Annotated in this window: 11 protein-coding genes and 1 pseudogene; 8 read left to right on the top strand and 4 right to left on the bottom strand. The window is 70.2% G+C overall.

Features of this window, described 5'->3' with window-relative positions; translation table 11 throughout:
• The first annotated feature begins 36 nt into the window (after positions 1-36).
• Complete coding sequence (locus WMF34_RS43505; protein ID WP_437991510.1) at positions 37-648, top strand: DUF488 domain-containing protein; 612 nt, start codon at positions 37-39, stop codon at positions 646-648.
• Between the two features lie 406 nt (positions 649-1,054).
• Positions 1,055-2,311 carry a hypothetical protein gene (locus tag WMF34_RS43500; protein ID WP_437991509.1) on the top strand — a complete coding sequence of 419 codons (1,257 nt, stop codon included), beginning with the start codon at positions 1,055-1,057 and terminating at the stop codon, positions 2,309-2,311.
• 207 nt (positions 2,312-2,518) lie between these two features.
• On the opposite strand, the gene WMF34_RS43495 is transcribed toward WMF34_RS43500, so the two are convergent.
• Entirely contained in the window at positions 2,519-3,448 is a 930-nt protein-coding gene (locus WMF34_RS43495) for a ketopantoate reductase family protein (protein WP_012241105.1), read from the bottom strand.
• An 86-nt stretch (positions 3,449-3,534) separates the two neighbouring features.
• Here WMF34_RS43495 and WMF34_RS43490 point away from each other — a divergent pair, with 86 nt between their 5' ends.
• The 5 genes from WMF34_RS43490 (at position 3,535) to WMF34_RS43470 (ending at position 13,787) form a co-directional block, all read left to right on the top strand.
• On the top strand, positions 3,535-6,294 hold the full coding sequence (locus WMF34_RS43490; protein WP_437991508.1) for an ATP-binding protein: 2,760 nt from the start codon (positions 3,535-3,537) through the stop codon (positions 6,292-6,294).
• A 372-nt stretch (positions 6,295-6,666) separates the two neighbouring features.
• Positions 6,667-9,207, top strand: a complete 2,541-nt coding sequence (gene nirB / locus WMF34_RS43485) for a nitrite reductase large subunit NirB (RefSeq protein WP_437991507.1) — start codon at positions 6,667-6,669, stop codon at positions 9,205-9,207.
• A gap of 37 nt (positions 9,208-9,244) precedes the next feature.
• The gene (nirD, locus tag WMF34_RS43480) at positions 9,245-9,643 is read left to right on the top strand and encodes a nitrite reductase small subunit NirD (RefSeq protein ID WP_012241102.1); all 399 of its coding nucleotides are present in this window, start codon (positions 9,245-9,247) and stop codon (positions 9,641-9,643) included.
• A 119-nt stretch (positions 9,644-9,762) separates the two neighbouring features.
• Complete coding sequence (locus WMF34_RS43475) at positions 9,763-11,505, top strand: DmsC/YnfH family molybdoenzyme membrane anchor subunit (protein ID WP_437991506.1); 1,743 nt, start codon at positions 9,763-9,765, stop codon at positions 11,503-11,505.
• Positions 11,505-13,787 carry a molybdopterin oxidoreductase family protein gene (locus WMF34_RS43470; RefSeq protein WP_437991505.1) on the top strand — a complete coding sequence of 761 codons (2,283 nt, stop codon included), beginning with the start codon at positions 11,505-11,507 and terminating at the stop codon, positions 13,785-13,787. The genes WMF34_RS43475 and WMF34_RS43470 overlap by 1 nt, the downstream gene beginning before the upstream one ends.
• A 48-nt stretch (positions 13,788-13,835) precedes the next feature.
• On the opposite strand, the gene WMF34_RS43465 is transcribed toward WMF34_RS43470, so the two are convergent.
• Together WMF34_RS43465 and WMF34_RS43460 are read right to left on the bottom strand one after the other, a co-directional pair.
• Positions 13,836-17,870 carry a non-ribosomal peptide synthetase gene (locus WMF34_RS43465; RefSeq protein WP_437991504.1) on the bottom strand — a complete coding sequence of 1,345 codons (4,035 nt, stop codon included), beginning with the start codon at positions 17,868-17,870 and terminating at the stop codon, positions 13,836-13,838.
• Positions 17,871-17,914: 44 nt separating this feature from the next.
• Positions 17,915-19,090 (bottom strand): PAS domain S-box protein, encoded by a 1,176-nt coding sequence (locus tag WMF34_RS43460; protein ID WP_437991503.1) that lies wholly within the window; start codon positions 19,088-19,090, stop codon positions 17,915-17,917.
• Positions 19,091-19,465: 375 nt separating this feature from the next.
• Between WMF34_RS43460 and tnpC the strand changes: the two are divergent.
• A pseudogene (gene tnpC, locus WMF34_RS43455) lies at positions 19,466-20,983 on the top strand (IS66 family transposase); the annotation flags it as partial.
• Between the two features lie 407 nt (positions 20,984-21,390).
• On the opposite strand, the gene WMF34_RS43450 reads toward tnpC, so the two are convergent.
• Positions 21,391-21,660, bottom strand: coding sequence for a hypothetical protein (locus WMF34_RS43450; protein WP_437684157.1), 270 nt, complete (start codon positions 21,658-21,660; stop codon positions 21,391-21,393).
• Between the last annotated feature and the right edge of the window lie 60 nt (positions 21,661-21,720).

Raw genomic sequence — 21,720 nt, 5'->3', positions numbered from 1 at the left:
TTGCCCGCGCGCCGCCGGGGCGCAAAGCTCTTCCCCGTGGACACCGTCTTCACCGTCGGCCACGGCACCCGCAGCGTGGAGGAGCTCGTCGAGCTGCTCGGCGAGGGGCCGGCCGACACGCTGATCGACGTCCGGAGGTTCCCGGGATCGAGCCGCTCCCCTCACCTCGGCCGCGCTGCGCTCGCCGAGGCGCTGCCCCGGCTCGGGGTGACCTACGTCTTCCGCGGCGACGCCCTCGGCGGACGGCGGACCGGGCGGGCCGACTCGCCGCACGTCGCCTGGGAGAACGCGAGCTTCCGGGCCTACGCCGATCACATGGAGACCGCCGTGTTCCAGCGCGCGCTCTCCGAGCTCGAGGCGGAAGCGCGCGCTGGACGGCGAATGGCCCTCCTGTGCGCCGAGACGCTCTGGTGGCGGTGCCACCGCCGCCTCATCGCCGACGCCCTCGTCGCGCGCGGGCTGGCGGTCGTCCACCTGCTCGGCCCCGGCGCGCGGGCCCCGCACGCGCTGAACCCCGCCGCCCGGCCCGACGGCGCCGGCCACCTGATCTACGACGTCGGCGCGCAGCGCGCGCTGCCGCTCGGCGACGCCGGCGCGGAGCGCGGGCCCGCGCGGCGCGAGCCTGTGCGCCCGCGACGCGCGCGGTGATCCCGGCCAGCCTGGTGGCCGCGGGCCGCAGGCGAGCCGCCGCAGAAGCGCGTCGCATTCCTGCGGACGGCGATTGGCACGGGAGCCCGCGATCGACCTGAGGTATCGCTGGCGCGCTCACCGGCGCCGACGGGAGGGCCGTACGGTACGTGTCAAAAATCACGAAGTCCGCGTAGCGGTCCAGTCGGGTATCACCTGAAAAATAGACCATCAGTCGTCTCACTGACGTCCTGATCCCGGCCCACCTGGAGCGCCATCCGCTCCCACGGAGGCTTTCCGCGGAGCGCGAGATCGAGCGCGCCCCCGCCCGTCCGGTATGGCGGAGCCGCACCGATTCCGTTACCGTCCCGAAATCACACGAAGGCGCGCCCGATGTGGGCAGGGCCTCCTGGCTCGGGAGACAGTAATGAAAGTGCAACGCGTTTCGGCGATCCTGCTCACCTCGGTCGCCTTCTCTGCAGGCTTCATCGGTTGCGGCGACGACGATTCGGTCGGGGGCGCAGGCGGCGGCTCTTCCTCTTCGACCACGAGCTCGTCATCGGGAGTCGCCGCGAGCACGGGCGGGGGCGGGAGCAGGGTCGAGTTCCTCGGCACCCGCTGCACGGCCGACGCCGACTGCGGGCCGGGCGGCGTGTGCGCCCTGGAGTCGGAGGGGGACGCCGGTCCTGCGGGCGGGTACTGCACGATGGAGTGCATCGACGACGGCGATTGTGAAGGCGAGGGCAGCGCCTGCATCAATGACATCTGTTACCTGGGCTGCGTCCTCGGAGAGCCCGAGATCACGGCCCTCGACGAGGAGCTCGATCCGTTCAAGTGCCACGGCCGCGACGAGCTGCGCTGTGAGGAGGTGGATGACGGCGTGTCGGTCTGCATGCCGAACTGCGGATCCGACTCCCAGTGCTCCGAGTCCGGCCGCAGCTGCGATCCCAGGCAGAACGCGTGCGTCGACACGCCGCACGAGGGTCTTCCGATGGGGGCCGCGTGCGACCGCGACGCCGACGAGGATCCGTGCGCCGGATACTGCGTGGGCTTCCCCGGCGACGTCGGCGCATGCACCGAGTTCTGCGGCTTCGGCGGCGATGTGTTCGAGTCCGACTGCGGCGGGTTCGAGAACGGTCTCTGCCTCTACCAGTTCGCGGACGTCGTCGGCGCCGGCGACTTCGGCGCCTGCACCAGGGCGTGCAAGGCGCACGACGATTGCCTGTTGCCGAACGCCCGCTGCGAGGACTTCCGCCTTCCGGACAACGGCTTCTGCATCTTCACGAAGCTGCCGTGCGAGGACAACAGCGATTGCGATGATCCGGACGAGTGCGCCGAGACGCCTGATGGCTTCTTCTGCCTCGACCCGCTGTACCCGCTGAGCAACGAGGGCACGGGCGGCGCGGGCGGCAGCGGCGGCGCGGGCGGCGGCGACGGCGGCGCGGGCGGCGGCACCGGCGGCGCGGGCGGCGCGGGCGGCGGCACCGGCGGCGCGGGCGGCAGCGACGGCGGCGCGGGCGGCGGCACCGGCGGCGCGGCCAGCACCAGCAGCGCGGCCAGCACCAGCAGCGCGGCCAGCACCAGCGGCGCGGGCGGCACGGGCGGCACCGGCGGCGCGGGCGGCACGGGCGGCACGGGCGGCACCGGCGGCGCTGGCGGCACCGGCGGCGCTGGCGGCGCCTGATCGCTGAGTCTCAAGACAGGCACTCATCTCATCTCCTCTCGACTCCAGGAGGTGAGATGAGCGCCTCGCGTTCCACTCCCCTTCTTCGAAGCACCCGAGACACCGCGGTGGCGGTCGCGACGACGCGCTTCCCAGGGCTCCCACGCGCCCAGCGAGCGGCGCGCGCCGCCGTCGCCATCCCCTCTCCGTCGCGAGCGCGAGATCTGTCTATCGGCCCGCGGACGGCGCGTTCGCCCGCGGCGACAGGCCGCGGACGAGGGTCGCGAGCGTGCGCAGCACCGGGGTGTCGATCCCGGCCCGGCGCGCGCGCTCGACCACCGCGCCCTGGAGGATATCGACCTCCGTCGCGCGGCCGGCCCGCACGTCCTGCAGCATCGAGGGCTCGGTGAGCGGGAACTCGGAGCGCGTGAGGGCGAGCATCGCGTCCGCGGTCGCCTCGGAGATCTCCGCCCCTTCCGCCCGCGCGACCGCGATCACCTCGAGCATCGCCGCCCGGGTGAGGTCCTCCATCCGCTCCGCGACCACGCCGGCGCGCTGGCCGGTCAGCGCGCAGATCGCATTGAAGGGGGCGTTCCAGACCATCTTCTCCCAGAGCATGGCGCGGTGGTCCGCCCCGCGGCGGACCGGGATGCCCGCGCGCTCGAGCAGCGCGGCGGTCGCCTCGACCCGCGCCTCCTGCCCGGGCCGGTAGGGCGCGAGCCCGGCGCGCGTCGGCGCGAGCGTCTCGATCTCGCCAGGCCCGGCGACGCCCGAGGACATGTACGCGATCGCGGCGATCACGCGCGCCGCGCCGACGTCGCGCGCGACCACGTCCTCGGAGTCGAGCCCGTTCAGGAGGGGCGCGGCGAGGCCGTCCGCGGCGAGCAGCCCGGCGAGCTTCGCGCTCACCGCGGCGAGCGACGGCGATTTCACGGCGATGAGCGCGAGATCGAACGGCCCGCGCGCCCCGTCGAGCGGGGCGACGCGGAGCGGCGGAGTGCGCAGCTCGCCGGACGGCGTGCGGACGATGAGCCCGCGGGACCGCATCACCTCGGCGTGCGCGCCGCGCGCGACGAAGGTGACGTCTTCCCCGGCGAGCGTCAGCCGCGCCCCGAAATAGCCGCCCACCGCGCCCGCGCCGACGACGAGGATCCGCATCGGCGGCGACCATAGCACGCTCGAGCCGGACCGCAGCGAACCGACGAGTGGCGACCCGCGAGGATTGCGGATATGCCTACGCCGAGATGCGTAGGCCGGAAGCCCCCGCCACGGCGCGCGAGAGCGGCCTCATGAGCGCCGGCGAGCCGAGCGTGACGATGGAAGCCGAGCAGCTCCAGCGCTTGCTGGACGCCCTGCCGGCGCTCATCTCGTATATCGGCAGCGACGAGCGCTACGGCGTCGTCAACCGGGCCTACGAGCGCTGGTTCGGCGAAGACAGCGGCTCGGTCGTCGGCCGGCAGGTGCGCGAGGTGATCGGCGACGCCGCCTACGCCGCCGTGAAGCCGCACATCACCGCGGTGCTCGCCGGACGGCCGCAGGACTTCGAGTCGCGGCTCACCTACCGGGAGGGCCGCCGGCGCCACGTGCGCATCCAGTACATCCCCCACCTCGGCGCGAGCGGCGACGTGCGCGGCTTCTTCGCGCTCGTCGCGGACGTCAGCGAGCAGAAGCGCGCCGAGGACGCGCGGCGCTTCCTGGCCGACGCGTCGGCCGCGCTCGATCCGGCGCAGGGCCGCGACGCGGGCTTCCGGCGCGTCGCGGCCCTCGCGGTCGCCTCGGTGGCCGATCTGTGCGCCGTCCACACGCTCGAACCGGACGGCTCCGTCCACGCGCGGGTCGTCGCGCACGCCGATCCGGCCAAGGCGGAGCTCGCCGCCCGTCTGGCCCGGCGCGGCCACCCCCTGCCGGCGCCGGGGACGCCGCCATCGCCGCTGCGCGAGGTGCTCCACGGCGGCCACGGCCGGCTCCTCCCCGACCTCGCCGGCCACGCGCTGGCCGGCGAGGACCACCTCGCCGTCCTGCGCGAGCTCGGCTGCCGCTCCGCGGTGATCGTGCCCATCCGCGGCGACGGGTGCGTCCTCGCGGCGCTCACGCTCGCGTCCGCAGAGGCGGAGCGCACGTTCGACGCCGCCGATCTCGCCTTCGCCGAGGAGCTCTCGCAGCGCATCGAGGTCGCCTTGCAGCGCGTGCGCCTCTACGACATGGCCCGCGACGCCGAGTCCGAGGCGCGGCGGCGCTTCCTGGCCGAGCAGGAGGCGCGCCGGGCCGCCGAGCGCGCGGCGCAGCGCATGGCCGGCCTCCAGCGGATCACGGCGGCGCTCGCCGACGCGCTCACCAGCGAGGCCGTGGCGCAGGTCGTCGTCGACATCGGCGTCGCCGCCGCGGGCGCGTACGCCGGGACCATCGTCGTGACGGCGGGCGACGAGCTCGAGTGCCTCAAGGAGGTCGGCTACGGGCGCGAGACCGTCGAGCGCTTCCGGCAGATGCCCCTCGACGCCGCCCTCCCGCTCACCGACGCGCTGCGGACCGGCGCGCCCGTCTGGCTGCGCTCGCGCGAGGAGTGCTCCGCCCGTTACCCGCTCATCGCGAGCGCCGTGCTGTCCGGCGCGACCGTGTCGCTCTGCTGTCTCCCGCTCGTCGTCCAGGAGCGGCCCATCGGCGTGCTCGGGCTGAGCTTCGCGGAGCCGCGCCCGTTCGACCAGGAAGAGCAGGAGTTCCTGGTCGCGGTGTCGCGCCAGTGCGCGCAGGCCATGGAGCGCGCCCGCCTGCACGAGGAGCGCGCCGCCTTCGTCGAGCGCGAGCGGCGCGTCGCCCTCGAGAACGCCCGGCTCTACCGCGAGGCCCACGAGGCGGACCGGCGCAAGGACGAGTTCATCGCGATGCTGTCGCACGAGCTCCGCAACCCGCTGGCGCCCCTCACCACCGGCCTCGAGCTCCTGCAAATGAGCGCCCAGATGAGCGCCCAGATGAGCGCCGGCGAGCGCGCCGATCGCGACGACCGGCAGATCCTTGCGACCCTCGAGCGGCAGGTGAAGACGATCGTCCGGCTCGTCGACGATCTCCTCGACGTCTCCAGGATCACGCGGGGCAAGATCGAGCTGAAGCGGGAGCGGCTCGACGTCGCCTCGGTCGTCATGGCCGCGGTCGAGTCGGTCCGCCCGCTGCTCGTCCAGCGCGGGCACGATCTCGTCCTGTCGGTGGATCCGGGCGTCTTCGTGCACGGCGACCGCGTCCGGCTCGAGCAGGTCGTCGTCAACCTCCTCAACAACGCGATCAAGTACACGAACCCCGGCGGCCGCGTCTCGCTCGCCTGCGCCGCGATCGCCGGCGACGCGCGGATCCGGGTGACCGACACCGGCGTCGGCATCTCCGCCGAGCTGCTCCCGCGCGTCTTCGAGCCGTTCATGCAGGCCCGGCGCACGCTGGACCGCTCCCAGGGCGGCCTCGGGATCGGGCTCACGCTGGTCAAGCGGCTCGCCGAGCTGCACGGCGGCCGCGTCGAAGCGCTGAGCGGGGGCCCCGGCGAGGGGACGGCCATCAGCGTCTGGCTCCCGCTCGCGGGCGCGCCGAGCGCGCCGGCCGAAGCCCCCGCTCCGCCCGCGCCCGGCGCCGGCCCTCCGCGCGCCACGACGCGCCCCCTCCACGTCCTCCTCGTCGACGACAACGTCGACGCCGCCGAGGGCCTCCGGCGCGTCCTCCAGCTCCACGGCCACGCCGTCTCGATGGCCCACGACGGCCCGGCGGCGCTCGAGGCCGCGCGCGCGTCGAGGCCCGATCTCGTCCTGCTCGATATCGGCCTGCCCGGCATGGACGGTTACGAGGTCGTCCGGCGCCTGCGCGCCGAGCCCGAGCTCACGCGCCCCTACATCGCCGCCCTGTCCGGCTACGGACAAGACCAGGACCGCCGCCGCTCGCGCGAAGCCGGCTTCGACGCGCACCTCACCAAGCCGGTCGCGACGGAGCAGCTCCTGTCCCTGCTCGCCGAAGCCGCCCCGCGCGGCTGATCGGCCCGCGCTCCATTTCAGAAGTGCAATGCAGCCGCGCCTCCCGCCAGGCGCGCGATACGTCGCTGAAACAGACTCTTCCAGTTCTGAACGTTGCGCCCATTTCCTTTCATCGGCGCTGTCGCGTCCAGGCTCGCTCCGGGCCTTGTTGTGCCTGTTGATGACCGCGAAACATGCATGAAACAGAGATGGCAGAGGCCTTTGCGTAAGAGGCCGAGCGCGCGCCGGGCCGACAATTTATTCCTGCGAAACAGTTGCGAAACAGAGCCCACAGTACACAGTTTTTGGTCCGGGACTGTGGCTGACGCCTGGTTCGGACGGCAGCGCGGCAGTGACGGTGAGAAGGACTCACCGGGTCCAAAGGTGGGTTTCATGAGCAAGAAGAAGGACCTCCTCGTCATCGGCAACGGCATGGTCGGGCACAAGTTCATCGAGAACATGGTTCTCGGCGGCTTCCTGCGCGAGTGGAACATCACGACCTTCTGCGAGGAGCCGCGGCTCGCCTACGACCGGGTGAACCTGTCCGCCTTCTTCAACGGCAAATCGGCCGAGGATCTGTCGATGGTCAAGCCCGGCCTCTACGAGGAGGCGGGCATTCAGGTCCACCTCAACGACAAGGCCGTCTCGATCGATCGGCGGAAGAAGGCGGTGACGTCGGCGAAGGGGAAGACGGTCTATTACGACAAGCTCATCCTCGCCACCGGCTCGTATCCGTTCGTCCCGCCGATCAAGGGCAAAGACGCGAAGGGCTGCTTCGTCTACCGCACGATCGACGACCTCGAGGCCATGGACGCCTACGCCAAGGTCGCGAAGGTCGGCACGGTCATCGGCGGCGGCCTGCTCGGGCTGGAGGCGGCCAACGCGCTCAAGAACATGGGCCTCCAGGTCCACGTCGTGGAGTTCGCGCCGCGCCTGATGGCCCTCCAGGTCGACGACGCCGGCGGCGCGATCCTCCGGGCGAAGATCGAGTCGCTCGGCGTGAACGTGCACACGAGCAAGTCGACGACGGAGATCGTCGCGGCGCACGGCCGCGTGGCGAGGATGGTCTTCGCCGACCAGAGCGAGCTCGAGACCGACATGATCGTCTTCTCCGCCGGCATCCGCCCGAGGGACGAGCTCGCGAGGGCGTGTGATCTCGCGCTCGGGAACCGCGGCGGCGTCGCCATCAACGAGCGCTGTCAGACGTCGGATCCGGACATCTATGCCATCGGCGAGTGCGCCAGCTATAACAGCCAGCTCTACGGCCTGGTTGCGCCCGGCTACCACATGGCCAAGGTCGCGGTCGACGCCCTCACCGGCGGGAAGGAGACCTTCAGCGGCTTCGACATGAGCACGAAGCTCAAGCTGATGGGCGTGGACGTCGCGAGCTTCGGCGACGCGTTCGCGACCCAGCAGGGCGCGCGCGTGCTCAGCTTCATGAACGCGACGTCGAACGTCTACAAGAAGCTCGTCGTCAGCGGGGACGGCAAGCTCCTCCTCGGCGGCATCCTGGTCGGCGACGCCGCGAACTACGGCCAGCTGCTCCAGCTCGTGCAGAACAAGATCGTCCTCCCGCCGCACCCGGAGGACCTCATCGTCACGGCGCGGGACGGCGCGAAGCCGGCGGGCCTCGGCGTCGACGCGCTGCCCGACACCGCCATGATCTGCTCGTGCCTGAACGTCACGAAGAAGGCCATCTGCTCGGCCATCTGCGACGACAAGCACGTCACGGTCGCCGGCATCAAGGCGCACACGAAGGCCGGCACGGGCTGCGGCTCGTGCACCACGCTGATCTCCGACATCCTGAAGAAGGAGCTCAAGAAGGCCGGCGTCGCGGTCAACAACTACATCTGCGAGCACTTCAACCACTCGCGCCAGGAGCTCTATCACCTCGTCCGGATCCACCAGATCAAGACGTTCGACGACCTGGTCGCCCGCCACGGCCAGGGCAAGGGCTGCGAGATCTGCAAGCCCGCGGTGGCGTCGATCCTCGCGTCGACGTGGAACGAGCACATCCTGAGCAAGAAGCACCTCCCGCTGCAGGACACGAACGATCGCTACCTGGCCAACGTCCAGCGGGACGGCACCTACTCGGTGGTCCCGCGCGTGGCGGGCGGCGAGATCACGCCGGATCAGCTCATCGCCCTCGGGGTGGTCGCGAAGAAGTACAACCTGTACTCGAAGATCACCGGCGGCCAGCGCGTGGACCTGTTCGGCGCGCGGCTGGAGCAGCTGCCCGACATCTGGCGCGAGCTCATCGCCGCCGGCTTCGAGTCGGGGCACGCGTACGGCAAGGCGCTGCGCACCGTGAAGTCGTGCGTGGGCAGCACCTGGTGCCGCTACGGCGTGCAGGACTCGGTGGGCTTCGCGGTCGCGGTCGAGAACCGCTACAAGGGGCTGCGCAGCCCCCACAAGCTGAAATCCGCGGTGTCCGGCTGCGCGCGCGAGTGCGCCGAGGCGCAGGGCAAGGACTTCGGCATCATCGCCACGGAGAAGGGCTACAACCTCTACCTCTGCGGCAACGGCGGGATGAAGCCGCAGCACGCCCAGCTCTTCGCCTCGGATCTCGACGAGGCGACGCTCATCAAGTACCTCGACCGGTTCCTGATGTTCTACATCCGCACGGCGGACCGGCTCCAGCGCACGTCGGTGTGGTTCAACAACCTCGAGGGCGGCATGGATTACCTCCGCCAGGTGATCATCGAGGACTCGCTCGGGATCTGCGATGAGCTCGAGAAGGAGATGGCCCACCTCATCGCCACGTACGAGTGCGAGTGGAAGGCCGCGGTCAACGACCCCGAGAAGCTCAAGCAGTTCCGCCAGTTCGTGAACGTCGGGGAGCCCGACCGGAGCATCGTGTTCGTCAGCGAGCGCGCGCAGCACCGCCCCGCGGCGTGGCAGGAGAAGTCGAACCTCGTCGAGGAGATGATCTGACGGCAGGGCCGAGGGGCCTTGTCTGAGGGAAACCGTCATGAGCGAGCTGCACACTTCGAAAGCGCCTCGGAGCGAGACCACGGCCCAGGTCTGGGTCGACGTCTGCGGGGTAGAGGACATCATCCCGAACACGGGCGTCTGCGCGCTCGTCGGGAAGCGTCAGATCGCGCTGGTCCGGGTCGGCGAGGGCGAGGAGGTCTACGCCATCAGCAACTTCGACCCGTTCAGCAAGGCGTTCGTCCTCTCCCGCGGGATCGTCGGGGACAAGGGGGGTGTCCCCAAGATCGCCTCGCCGATCTACAAGCAGAACTTCGATCTGCGGTCGGGTCGGTGCCTGGACGACCCGGGCGTGAGCATCCCCGTGTATCCCCTCCGGATCCGGGACGGGCGTGTCGAGATCCAGGCCGCGGCGGAGCCGCTCGCGGCGGCGAGCTGACGGGATGACCTGGCGAGCCAGCGCCAGGCGCTCCCGTGCGGCGGAAGCGCCGCCGTTCGCGGTGTCTCTCTTGGAGTTCTCGGGGCTGGGCTTCCGCGCCGGGTAAACAGGGAATTTCGATGAGCGTTGCAAAGGTCTCGGACACTCACTTTCGCTTACCCATCGTCAACTCGGCGCCGAAGATCCACGACAACAACAAGAGCCTGCTGGACTCGCTCCTGGCCGACCAGCAGAAGCTCACGGCGGTCGAGAAGTTCTCCAAGATGCACGAGGAGCACGCGCTCCCGGCTCAGTCCAAGTACTACCGCGACCTGATCCCGCTCGAGAAGCCGAAGCCCGGCCAGCAGTACGGCTTCGAGGTCGACCTCGACGCGTGCACGGCCTGCAAGGCGTGCGTCACCGCCTGCCACAGCCTGAACGGCCTCGACGACAACGAGGTGTGGCGCTCGGTCGGGCTCCTCCACGGCGGCACGCCCCAGACGCCGGCGCAGCAGAGCGTGACGACGGCGTGCCACCACTGCCTGGACCCGGCGTGCATGTCGGGGTGCCCGGTCAAGGCCTACGAGAAGGACCCGATCACCGGCATCGTCAAGCACCTCGATGACCAGTGCATCGGCTGCCAGTACTGCATCCTGATGTGCCCCTACGACGCTCCGAAGTTCAACGCGGAGCGGGGGATCGTGCGCAAGTGCGACATGTGCAGCGATCGGCTGGCCAACGACGAGGCCCCGGCGTGCGTGCAGTCGTGCCCGAACGGCGCCATCCGGATCACGATGGTCGACCAGCAGCAGGCCGTGCAAGAGAGCCAGACGAGCCTGTTCTTGCCGGGGGCGGCGGCGCCGGAGATCACGATCCCGACGACGACCTACAAGACGCAGAGGTCGCTCCCGCGCAACATGCTCCCCGCGGACTTCTACCAGGTGAGCCGGGAGCACTCCCACCCTCCGCTCGTCGCGATGCTGGTGCTGACGCAGCTCTCGGTGGGCGCGTTCTGCGTGAGCCTGGCCCTCAACGAGCTGCTCGGCGCGCAGGCGACGCGGGATTTCGGCGGCCACAGCGCCACGTTCGCGCTCGTCTTCGGGATCGCCGCGCTGAAGGCGAGCCTCTTTCACCTCGGCCGGCCGCAGTTCGCGTTCCGGGCCTTCCTGGGGCTCAAGACGTCGTGGCTCAGCCGGGAGATCCTGGGGTTCTCGCTCTTCGCCGGGGCCGCGACGCTGTACGCGGCGTCCTTCTGGGTGCCCGCCATCCCGGCGCTCGCCCCGGTGGTCTCGGCGCTGCCCCCGGTCGACCTCGCGCAGGCGCCGCTCTCGTATGCGGTCGCGCTGAGCGGCATCCTCGGGGTCTTCTGCTCCGTGATGGTGTACGCCGCGACGCAGCGGGAGCACTGGCGCGGGGCCCTGACGGGCTTCAAGTTCGCGACGACGGCGGCCATCCTCGGGAGCTCGACGGTCCTGATGATCGGGCTGCTGCTGAGCGCCGAGCACGCGGCGCTGCTCCTGACGCGGGGCTTCCGCGCGCTGAGCGCATTCCTGTGCGTGACGACGGCGCTCAAGCTGCTCGTCGAGCTCTCGATGTTCCGGCACCTCCGGAAGCGGAGCCACTCGACGCTCAAGCGGAGCGCGATCCTGATGACGGGGGAGCTGAAGGGCGCGACGGGGTGGCGCTTCGCTTGCGGGGTGCTCGGCGGGATCGTCCTGCCGGCGCTCAGCCTCTTCTCGGCGCCGAACAGCGGCGTGAGCTCTGAAGTCCTGATGGCGATGGCGGTCGTGGCGTTCCTGTTCTGCCTCGCGGGCGAGTTCCTCGAGCGGTATCTCTTCTTCGCAGCGGCGCCCGCCTCCAAGATGCCCGGAGGGCTCTCCTGATGACGACCAGCGATGCAAGCGATGCGAGCGATGCGAGCGATGCGAGCGATGCGAGCGATGCGAAGAAGACGTCTCCGGCGCCCAAGCAGGCGGACAACCTCCTCTTGCAGCGCAACGGGCCGCTGACGCGCGAGCTGCTGCTCACGCCCGGCGAGTTCGGCCTCGGGAGGGTGCCTGCGCGGCTCAAGCCCGACCAGACGACGACGGTCGTGTGCGGGTTCTGCTCGACCGGGTGCGGGCTGAACGTGCACCTCAAGGACGGAGAGGCGATCAACCTCTCGCCCAACACGGACTATCCCGTGAACCTCGGGATGGCGTGCCCGAAGGGCTGGGAGGCGCTCACGCCGCTCCGCGCGACCGATCGCGCGACAACGCCGCTCCTCAGGAACGCGCGCGGCAAGCTGGAGCGCGTGGAGTGGGACGTCGCGCTCCGCACGTTCGTCGATCGGTTCAAGGCGATCCAGGAGGCGCACGGCAAGGAGTCGATCGCCTTCATCAGCACCGGGCAGATCGTCACCGAGGAGATGGCCTTCCTCGGGGCGCTCGCGAAGTTCGGGATGGGCATGCTGCACGGGGACGGCAACACCCGGCAATGCATGGCGACGGCGGTGGTCGCGTACAAGGAGGCGTTCGGGTTCGACGCGCCGCCCTACACGTACCGCGATTTCGAGGAGTCCGACGTCGTGGTGCTCGTCGGCTCGAACCTCTGCATCGCCCACCCGATCATGTGGGAGCGGCTCTGCAAGAACAAGAACCGCCCCGAGATCCTCGTCGTGGATCCGCGCAAGACCGAGACGGCGATGGCGGCGACGGCGCACTATGCGCTCAAGCCGAAGTCGGATCTGACGCTGTTCTACGGGATCGCCCACATCCTCATCCAGCGCGGGTGGATCGACCCGGGGTACATCGAGGCGCACACGGTCGATTTCGAGGCGTTCAAGGCGCACGTCGCGGATTTCACGCCGGCGCGCGTCTCCGAGGCGACGGGGCTCAGCGAGGCGCAGCTCGCGTCGTTCGCGGAGAAGATCCATCACGGGAAGCGGGTGTCGTTCTGGTGGACCATGGGCGTCAACCAGAGCCACGAGGGCGTGCGGGTCGCGCAGTCCCTCATCAACCTCGCGCTGATGACGGGCAACATCGGCCGCCCCGGCACCGGGGCGAACTCCATCACGGGCCAGTGCAACGCGATGGGCTCGCGGATGTTCAGCAACACGACGGGCCTGTTCGCCGGCCATGATTTCACGAAGGAGGAGCACCGGAAGAAGATCGCCGGGATCCTCGGTATTCCGGAGGAGGTCATCCCGACCCGGAACAGCCTGGCCTACGACCAGATCATCGAAGGCATCTTGAAGGGGAAGATCAAGGGCCTCTGGATCATCGCGACGAACCCGGCCCACTCCTGGATCAACCAGGAGGATCTGCACGAGCTCCTCGGCCGCCTGGAGTTCCTCGTGGTGCAGGACATGTACGCCACGACGGAGACGGCGGAGCGCGCCCACCTCGTCCTCCCGGCGGCCTCGTGGGCCGAGAAGGAGGGCACGTTCATCAACTCGGAGCGGCGCATCGGCCTCGTCAAGAAGGTCGCGCGGGCCCCGGGACAGGCGCTGGCGGACTTTCACATCTTCCAGCTGGTCGCCCAGTACTGGGGCTGCGGCGAGCTGTTCAAGGAGTGGAAGAGCCCGGAGGCGGTCTTCCAGATCCTGAAGCGGCTCTCGAAGGGGCAGCCGTGCGACATCACGGGCATCGACGGCTACACGATGCTCGACGAGCGCGGCGGCATCCAGTGGCCCTACCCCGAGGGAGCGGCCTTCGAGACGAACGAGCGGCGGCTTTTCGAGGATGGCCAGTACTACCGCCCGGATCAGAAGGCGAAGTTCGCCTTCCAGGCGCCCCGCCAGCTGCCGGAGCCGACCGACGAGCAGTATCCGCTCACGCTGCTCACGGGGCGAGGGAGCTCCAGCCAGTGGCACACCCAGACGCGGACCAAGAAGTCGGCGGTGCTGCAGCGGCTCTATCCGAAGGAGATCTACGTCGAGCTGAGCCCTGTCGACGCGAAGAGGATCGGTATCGAGATGAACGAGTGGGTGGTCATCGCGTCCCGCCGCGCGGAGATCAAGGCGCGCGCGTTCGTCACGAACTCGGTGAAGCCCGGGGAGATCTTCGTACCGATGCACTACGAGATCACGAACAAGCTCACGTTCCCGGCCTTCGACCAGTACTCCCGGCAGCCGTCGTACAAGGCCTGCGCGGTGAAGGTGCGTCGGGAAGAGGATCGCGGGTAGCGCCGCGCGGCCTCCGCGAGGGGCGCGTGGCGCGCGTGGGAGGCGCGCTCAGCCGTGCGCGCTCCGCCGCGGCAGGCGCGCGACGTCTTGCCATCGCAGCGGGCTGCGGGCCCTCCGCGCGGCGTGGCGCACGCCGCTCTCGGCCGGCGCCGGGGCGCTCAGGTGCCCGCTGTGCAGATAATACTCCAGGAGCGTGTCCAGCAGCCGGGCGTTCATGGGGGGACACGCGATCCCCGTGCCGGCCAGCCCGTCGATCGTGTTCTGGCAGTCGAAGGCGGGCATCCGCGCGTACAGCTCCCATCGGGTCAGGTCGCCGTGGACCTTCTCGGTCAGCATCGGCAAGAGGGGAAGGAACGGGCTGTCGCCCGATCGCCGTACCCGCGCCAGCAGCTGCTCGCACCATTGCGCGTACGGCAGCCGCGCCAGCGGATAGCCGCGGGAGACAAGCAGATCGAAGAAGCCGTTCAGATCGAGCCGCCGACGTGGCGGGGGCACCAGGTGGAACGCCTTCCCCAGCGAGCCCGGCCGGCAGGACAGGCGCACGATCGCCCGGCTGGCGTAGTCGACCGTCACGAGCTCCTTGCTTTGCGCGGGCAAGTCGGGGGCGCAGCGCATCTCGACGCAGCCTTTGATCATCCTGCTTACGAAGTCGGTCACGCTGGCGGCGCCCGTCTGGCTGTGACCCAGGATGGACCCAGGGCGGAAGACGGTGACGGGCACCCCGCGCGAGCGCGCGATCCACACGAGCTTCTCGGCGACCCACTTGCTCTGGGAATACCCCATGTCCGTGTGGAGGTGGTCCACCCAGCGATCGAGATCATCGCTCTCCCGCGCGGTCTGGGCGCCGGTGAAATAGCCGATCTGGCCGATGACCCCGATCGTCGAGACGTGGTGCACCGGCTTCGTCCGGCCCAGGCAAGCGAGCCGCAAGATCTCCTGTGTCCCCAGCACGTTCGCCGCCTTGTGGGACGCGTACGGCTTGATGTAATTGACCTCGGCGCCGGCGTGGTAGATCGCGTCGACGCGCCGCGCGAGCGCCTCGAAGCAAGCCGGGGTGAGCCCGAGCAGCGGCTCCCTCAGGTCGCCGGGCACGGCGACGATCCTCGCGCTCGCCGCGGGATCCCAGAGCGAATAGGCCGAGAGGCTCCGCCGGAGCCTCGCCAGGCCTGCGGCGGCGTCGGGAGCGCGGACAAGGCAATGGACCGTGGCGCGCGTCTGCGTGAGGAGCTCGCGCACGAGAAAGGCGCCCAGGAACCCCGTGGCGCCGGTGAGGAAGACGTGGCGAGGCGGAGCGCCCGTGTCGACGAACGCGCCGCAAGGGCGGATGTCGGGAGAGAGGGCGGCCTCCGCGCGGAGGTCGATCGCGCCCATCGACGCCGCGGCGCCGCGCGCCTTCCAGCGCCGTGCCTCCTCGACCGCGCGGGCGAGCCCCGCCAGGGTGGGCGACTCGAACAGCCGGCGCGCGGGCACATCGACCTGGAAGACCGTCCGCACCTGGAGGAGCACCTGCGCCGCCAGCAGGGAGTTTCCGCCGATCTCGAAGAAGTCATCGTCCACCTCCGGGCGGTCGGTATGGAGGACGGACGCCCAGATCTCGGCCACCCGGCGCTCGATCGGAGAGCGGGCGCTCTCCGGCTCTCCGGTGTGCAGCCGGCCGGCGTCGGGCGGCGGCAGCGCCCGGCGATCGACCTTCCCTGTCGCGGCGAGCGGCAGCGATGGCAGCACGACGAACGCGGCCGGGATCATGTAGTCGGGCAGCTTCTCCTGCAGAGACCGGCGCAGGCTCCTCGACAGGTCGCGGGACGCGGGGCCGCTGCTCGCGGGGCCGCAGCTGTCCACGCCGGCCTCCGCTCCCTGCCACCGAGCTTCGCACGGAGGGCGCGACGGAGGGCCGCTCAGGCCGAAGTCCGAGACGACGTACGCCACGAGGCGCATGTCGCCGGGCGCGTGCTCGTGGAGCACGACCACGGCCTCGCGCACGGTGGGGCACGCGCACAGCGCCGCCTCGATTTCCGCGAGCTCGACGCGGAAGCCACGGATCTTCACCTGGCAGTCGATTCGGCCCAGGAACTCGAGCGACCCATCGGCCAGATAACGGACCTGATCGCCCGTCTTGTACAGGCGCTCTCCCGGCTCCTCGGGCAAGGGGTTCTGGACGAACGCCGCGGCGGTCAGATCGGGTCGGTTCAGGTAGCCTCGGGCCAGCCCGTCGCCGGCGACGTAGAGCTCGCCGGGCACGCCCACGGGCACCGGCTGGTGCCGGCGGTCCAGGACATAGGCGCGCGTGTTCGCGATGGGCCGTCCGATCGGCACGCGGGAGGCGCCCTCCGGGATCGCGCGCACGAGGTGAGCCGTGGAGAACGTCGTGTTCTCGGTCGGACCATAGCCGTTCACGAGGTGCTTCGGGGCGCCTTTCAGGAGCACCTCTCTCGACAGCGTCGGATTGAGCACGTCGCCGCCGACGACGAGGTAGGAGAGCCCCTGGAAGGCGTCCGGGCTCACCCGCGCGAGGTGGTGGAAGAGCGCCGTGGTCAGGAACAGGACGGAGATGCCTTCGCGGCGAAGGAGCGCGGGCATCGCTTCCGGCGACAGCAGCGTCTCGTGAGACACGATGACGAGGCAAGCGCCGTTGAGCAGCGCGCCCCAGATCTCGAACGTCGACGCGTCGAACGAGAGGCTGGATGCGTGCGCCACGCGATCCGACGGCCCGAACGCGACATAGCCTGTGTCCCGTACGAGGCGGACGACCCCTCGGTGCGGGACAGCGACGCCCTTGGGCCGGCCGGTCGAGCCCGAGGTGAACATCACGTAGGCGAGATCCGTCGCGGCAGCAGGGATGGCCGGGTTCCTGTCGTCGCCGGGCGTCCCGTCGTCCTCGTCGAGGCACATGACGTCCCCGCGGAAGTCGAGCCGCGTCACCAGCGCTCGCCGCCCGAGCACGAGGCTCACCGCCGCGTCCTCGAGCATGAAGCGCAGCCGCTCGTCTGGCATGCTCGGATCCAGGGGCACGTAGGCGCCGCCGGCCTTGAGGACGCCGAGCAGGGCGACGAGCGCGCGCGACGACCGCTCGGCGAGGACGGCCACGCGCAGGTCGGGGCCGGCGCGGCGCGCGGAGATCCGATGGGCGAGCCGGTTGGCGCGGCGGTTCAGCTCGCGGTAGGTGAGCGCCTCATTACCCTCGATGATGGCGATGGCGTCGGGCGCCCGCGCGACGTGCTCCTCGAAGAGCGCATGAATGCACGCGTCGCGCGGATAGGCGGTCCGCGTCGCGTTCCAGACGACGGTCATCCGGCGCCGCTCCTCCGGCGTGAGCAACGGAATCTCGGCGATCGGCCGCTCGGCGTCCTCCGCGACGCCCGCGAGCAGGAGACCGAGGTGGTCCAGCATCCGCTCGATCGTCCCGCGATCGAACACGTCGGTGCTGTACGTCATCGTCGCGACGAGCCCTCGCTCCCGCGCCCTGACGGACAGCGACAGATCGACCGGCACGGCCGGGCGGCGGGCGCGCGAGCGCCGCGCCGCGGCCGCCGCCCTGATCGCGGCGCGGCGCAGGACATCCCCAGGTCGCACGAGCTCGAAGGTGGTCTGGAACGTCGGGTGATCGCTTGTGTCCTCCGCCGCCCCGAGCCCCGCGAGCGGCTGGTCCAGAGGCACGTGGCGGCGGGCCTCGGCCGAGGCGATCTGCGCGCCGATCTGCGCGAGGAGGTCTCGAAAGCCGAGCTCCTCGTCGATGCGGGCGCCGAGGACGAGCGGATGGCGAGGCCCTGGCGCGGCGCGCCGGCCCCACCGGCCGCCGCGGCGAGGCCAGGGTGTCCCGATCAGGATCTCGCTCTGAACGGTATGGCGGTAGAGCAGCGCCGCATAAGCGGAGAGCAGGGTGACGAAGAGCGTCGCGCCCGAGCCCCGGCGCACGCGGTCGAGCTCCAGGGCGAGCCGAGGCGGCAGCTCTCGCGACGCCGACGCGCGACATCGCGAAGGCGCGGGCGGGCGTGGGCGATCGGTCGCGAGATCGAGCGCGGGGAGCTCGCGCGGGAGCTCCCCCGGCGCGTGGGACAGACGTGCCTGTGTCGCGTGAGCGCGCATGATCGAACCTCCCCGTTGAACTGCAGAGGACGATGCGTGGGAGCTCAGACGGTCATCGAGCGTGCCTTGCGCTTCAGCGCGTAGGCGATACCACTTTGCAGGGTGCCGCAGGTGACGAGCCCTCTGAGCTCGGTGCCAAGATCGACGAGCGCCTGCGCGACGACGGGGCGGACGCCTGACAGCACGACGTCGGCGCCGAGCAGCCTCGCCGCCTGCGCGACGCGGACCAGCGCAGCCGCCACCTCTCCGTCCACGGCCTTCACGCCGGTGATATCGAGTATCGCCACGGCCGATTGCTTCTCGCCGAGGGCGTTCAGGAGCGTCTCCAGGATCTGCTGCGCGCGCTCCCTGTCGATCGCCCCGATGAGGGGCATCGCGATCACGCCGTCGGCGATCGGGATGAGCGGCGTGCCGAGCTCCCGGAGCGCCGCCTGCTGCGCCTGGATCACCCGCATCTGGGCGAGCGTCTCCTCCTCGTACCGGAGCTGCTCGGTGATGTCCCTGAAGAACGCCGCCATGCCCGTCGGCTCGCCCGCCGGGCCCACGACCACGAAGGCGCTGGTCTGCCCCATCCACTCGCTCCCGTCGGGGCGCCGGATCTTGAGGACGCCGCGCCATGCGCCGTCCTTCATCAGGGCTGGCAAGACCTCGTTGGAGAGCACGTGGAAGCTCTCGGGAGCATAGAAGTCGGTCAGCCCGCAGCCGACCGCGCCGTCGCCGAAGCCGCTCATCGCCTTGAAGGCGGCGTTGGCGTAGACGACCTGCCCGCTCATGGACGTCAATGTGATGCCATCTAGCGCATTGTCAATCAACGTCTTCGACACGCCGAGCTCTTCGGCCTGGCGGCGCTGCTCCACCTCCATGTCCCTTCGACCTGTGATGTCCTGGACTACACTCATGACCTGGCGCGGCTTGCCGGCACCATCCCGCGCGAGGACGATCTCGCGCCTCGTGACCCAGCACCAGGACCCGTCGGCCTTGCGCAGCCGATACGCGAGCTCCTCCGAGTCGCTCGCCTGGCCTTCTCCGGCGTGGTCGAGCTGCTCGCGAGCCCGGGTCTGGTCGTCGGGGTGCGCGAGCGTCACGAACGCATCGAGGCCGGCGAGGCCCGCTTCGTCCGCCGCATATCCGAGCTCGCCGGCCAGCGAGCGGTTCTCGTAGAGCTTGCGCTGCTCGACCGGATCGTGGACGCAGAGCAGGTACGGAATTGCCTGTAGCACGGCGTTCGTACGGCCGAGCTCGGCACGCAGGTCCCGTTCGATCTGCTCGAGCCTGGACACACGAGCGCGCAGGGCGGCAAGCTCGCCATGGTGCGTTTGGAGAACCGTCTCGTGAGGTTCCATCGATTTCCCCCGATGCTGGCTGCTGGCAAAGGTCAGGCGGCGACGGTGGACACCTCGCCTCCACCAGCGACGCTACACCTGAAGGGACGCCTTAGACAGCATCAATCTCGGCAGGAATACCGTCACAGTGGGGACAGTAGGGCCCGCTGATCGGTATTGTCACAGCGAGGACGTTTGCTGCGGTTATCGATTTATTGTACGGTCCGGCGCCTGGTCGATTGCGTGGCTGCGCGCGTCTCCGACGGAGCGGGTGCGCGCTTGGCGCGGCTCGCGAGCGCGCTGCGCGAGCTGTACGGCCGCAAGAGCCAGCAGGTCTCGACCGAGCAGCTGATGCTGATGTTCGCCGAGCTCGGGGCGGAAGCGCCGCCGGGGGCGGCGGGCTCGGAGCTCGGCATCGACGCTCCGCCGCAGCCGGAGCAGGGGCTGGTGCCGCAGCCCCCCTGAGCCGCCGAAGCCGCCGCGAGGACGAGGCGGGCGCGCGCCGCTCCCCGAGCACCTGCCGCTTGAGACGCGCGTGGTGCCCGTCCCCGAGGCGGAGCGGACGTGCCCGCAGTGCGGCGCGGACAAGAAGTGCATTGGCCATCGTACGAGCGAAGTGCTCGAGTTCGTGCCGGCGCAGTTCAAGATCATCGAGGAGAAGCGGGAGAAGCTCGCCTGCCCGCGCTGCCCGGAGCAGGGCGTAACGACGGCGGACAGCAAGAAGGTGATGGACCGAGGGCGTCCGGGACCGGGGCTGCTCGCCAGCATCCTTGTTGAGAAGTTCGAGGACTCGATGCCGCTGTACCGGCAGACGCAGCAGTACGCGCGCTTCGGCGTGTCGCTGTCGCCGTCGACGCTGGGAGACTGGTCCGCGTTCGCGCTCGCGTTGTGCTCGCTCCCGTGGCCGAGAGGATCGGGGAGCGGGTGCTGGACTCGTCCTATCTGCGCGCCGACGACACGGGGATGCGGGTGCTGGATCGAGATCATCCTGCGGGGGTGAAGCGAGGCCACATCTGGGCCTTCGTCGGCGCGGATCTCGTGGCGTTCCTGTACGCACCGGACTGGAAGGCGAAGCATCCAGCCGCGCTGCTGCATGGCTTTACCGGCTACTTGCAGGGCGATGGGTACGCGGGCTATGGCGCGATGCTCCGCGGAGGCGACGACGGCGAGATGATCGTGCCCGAGGAGCGCCGGCTTGGCTGCGGGATGCACATCCGCGCCAAGTTCGAGAAGGCGGCCAAGGGCGGCGACGCGCGAGCGGCAGTGGCGCTCTCGTACTTCAAGGCCATCTACCGAATCGAGGCGAGCAGCAAAGACGAGGCGATGTCCACGGACGCGCGCCTGGCGCGCCGGCAGGAGCGGTCGCTCCCCATCGTCGACGAGCTGTATCAGTGGATTCACGAGCTGCACATGCGGCTCGTGCCGGGCACGCCGCTCTATACTGCTACCCAGTACGCCATCAATCAGGAGGCTGCGTGGCGGCGCTGCTTCACGGATGGACGATTCGAGATAGATAACGGCGAGGTCGAGCGGCAGCTAAGACGTGTAGCCCTCGGAAGAAAGAACTATTTGTTCGCGGGCTCCGATAAGGGCGCTCAGCGCCTGGCCATCGGCTACACGATCTTCGGCTCGTGTCGGATGCACGGAGTCAACCCGCTCGCCTGGGCGACAGACGTCATCGGCAAGCTGCAGGCGGGCTGGCCGCGTGACCGGCTAGACGAGTTGCTGCCCGACGCATGGACGAGATCGTCGCGCGCTGCTCCGAGCGCCGGCGACGCCGACGCGACCTGAACAACGCGAGCTTCGGCCGGCGACGCAGGCGGAGGCCACCTCGCCGGGCCTTCTCTCAGGACCGCCTGTGCCCGCGCCGAGTCGTGGGCCGACGGCGCCCCGCGCCCAGCATCGTCGACCCCGGCGAGAGCCGCAAGGGGCCGTGCCCATGGCGATGGCCGGGCGGTTACGCTCGGCCGATCCAGCGATCCAGCTCCGCCAGGTCGGTGCTCGCGAGGACGCGCTCCCGCGCTGCCGCGGGCCCGCGGAGATCCCCAACCCCAGGCGACGCGACGCAGGCCGGTCCCCTGCCGGAGGCTAACCCTCACAGCCGATCGAGCCGGCCGCCTTCGAGCAGCACCCAGGGAGCCGAAGCCGAGTACGCCTCGGTCCCGGCTATGGGCAGGCTTGGCGCATCTGTGAGTCGATTATTGGCCCTCCTTCATCCGCGGCTCGATGGGCGGATCGAGCGCATCGCCATGGACCCCGCGCAACACGATCGCGGCGTGCTGGGCTCCGTTTTCAACCGCATCGAGAGGGTCTACCCCGTATGTAGTAGATGGGCGCCCATCGATGTCAACAGTGACAGCCCAAGGCCATTTTTTTTCCGGAGGGTTTCGCGTCGGCTCGTGGATGCGAACCACGATGTCGCGCGGCTCGCCCTCTTCTGGGGTCAGCTTAAAGGTCAGCTCGAGCATCACTTACATCTCCTGTCGCAGTCTTTGAGGCATTGACTATATTCATCAGTACACCGTTTT

It is taken from the genome of Sorangium sp. So ce145 (assembly GCF_051525985.1).
GTDB classification, from domain to species: Bacteria; Myxococcota_A; Polyangia; order Polyangiales; family Polyangiaceae; genus Sorangium; species Sorangium cellulosum_B.
The sequence above is the reverse complement of the archived record's forward strand: the minus strand, read 5'-3'. Positions and strand labels throughout refer to the sequence as shown.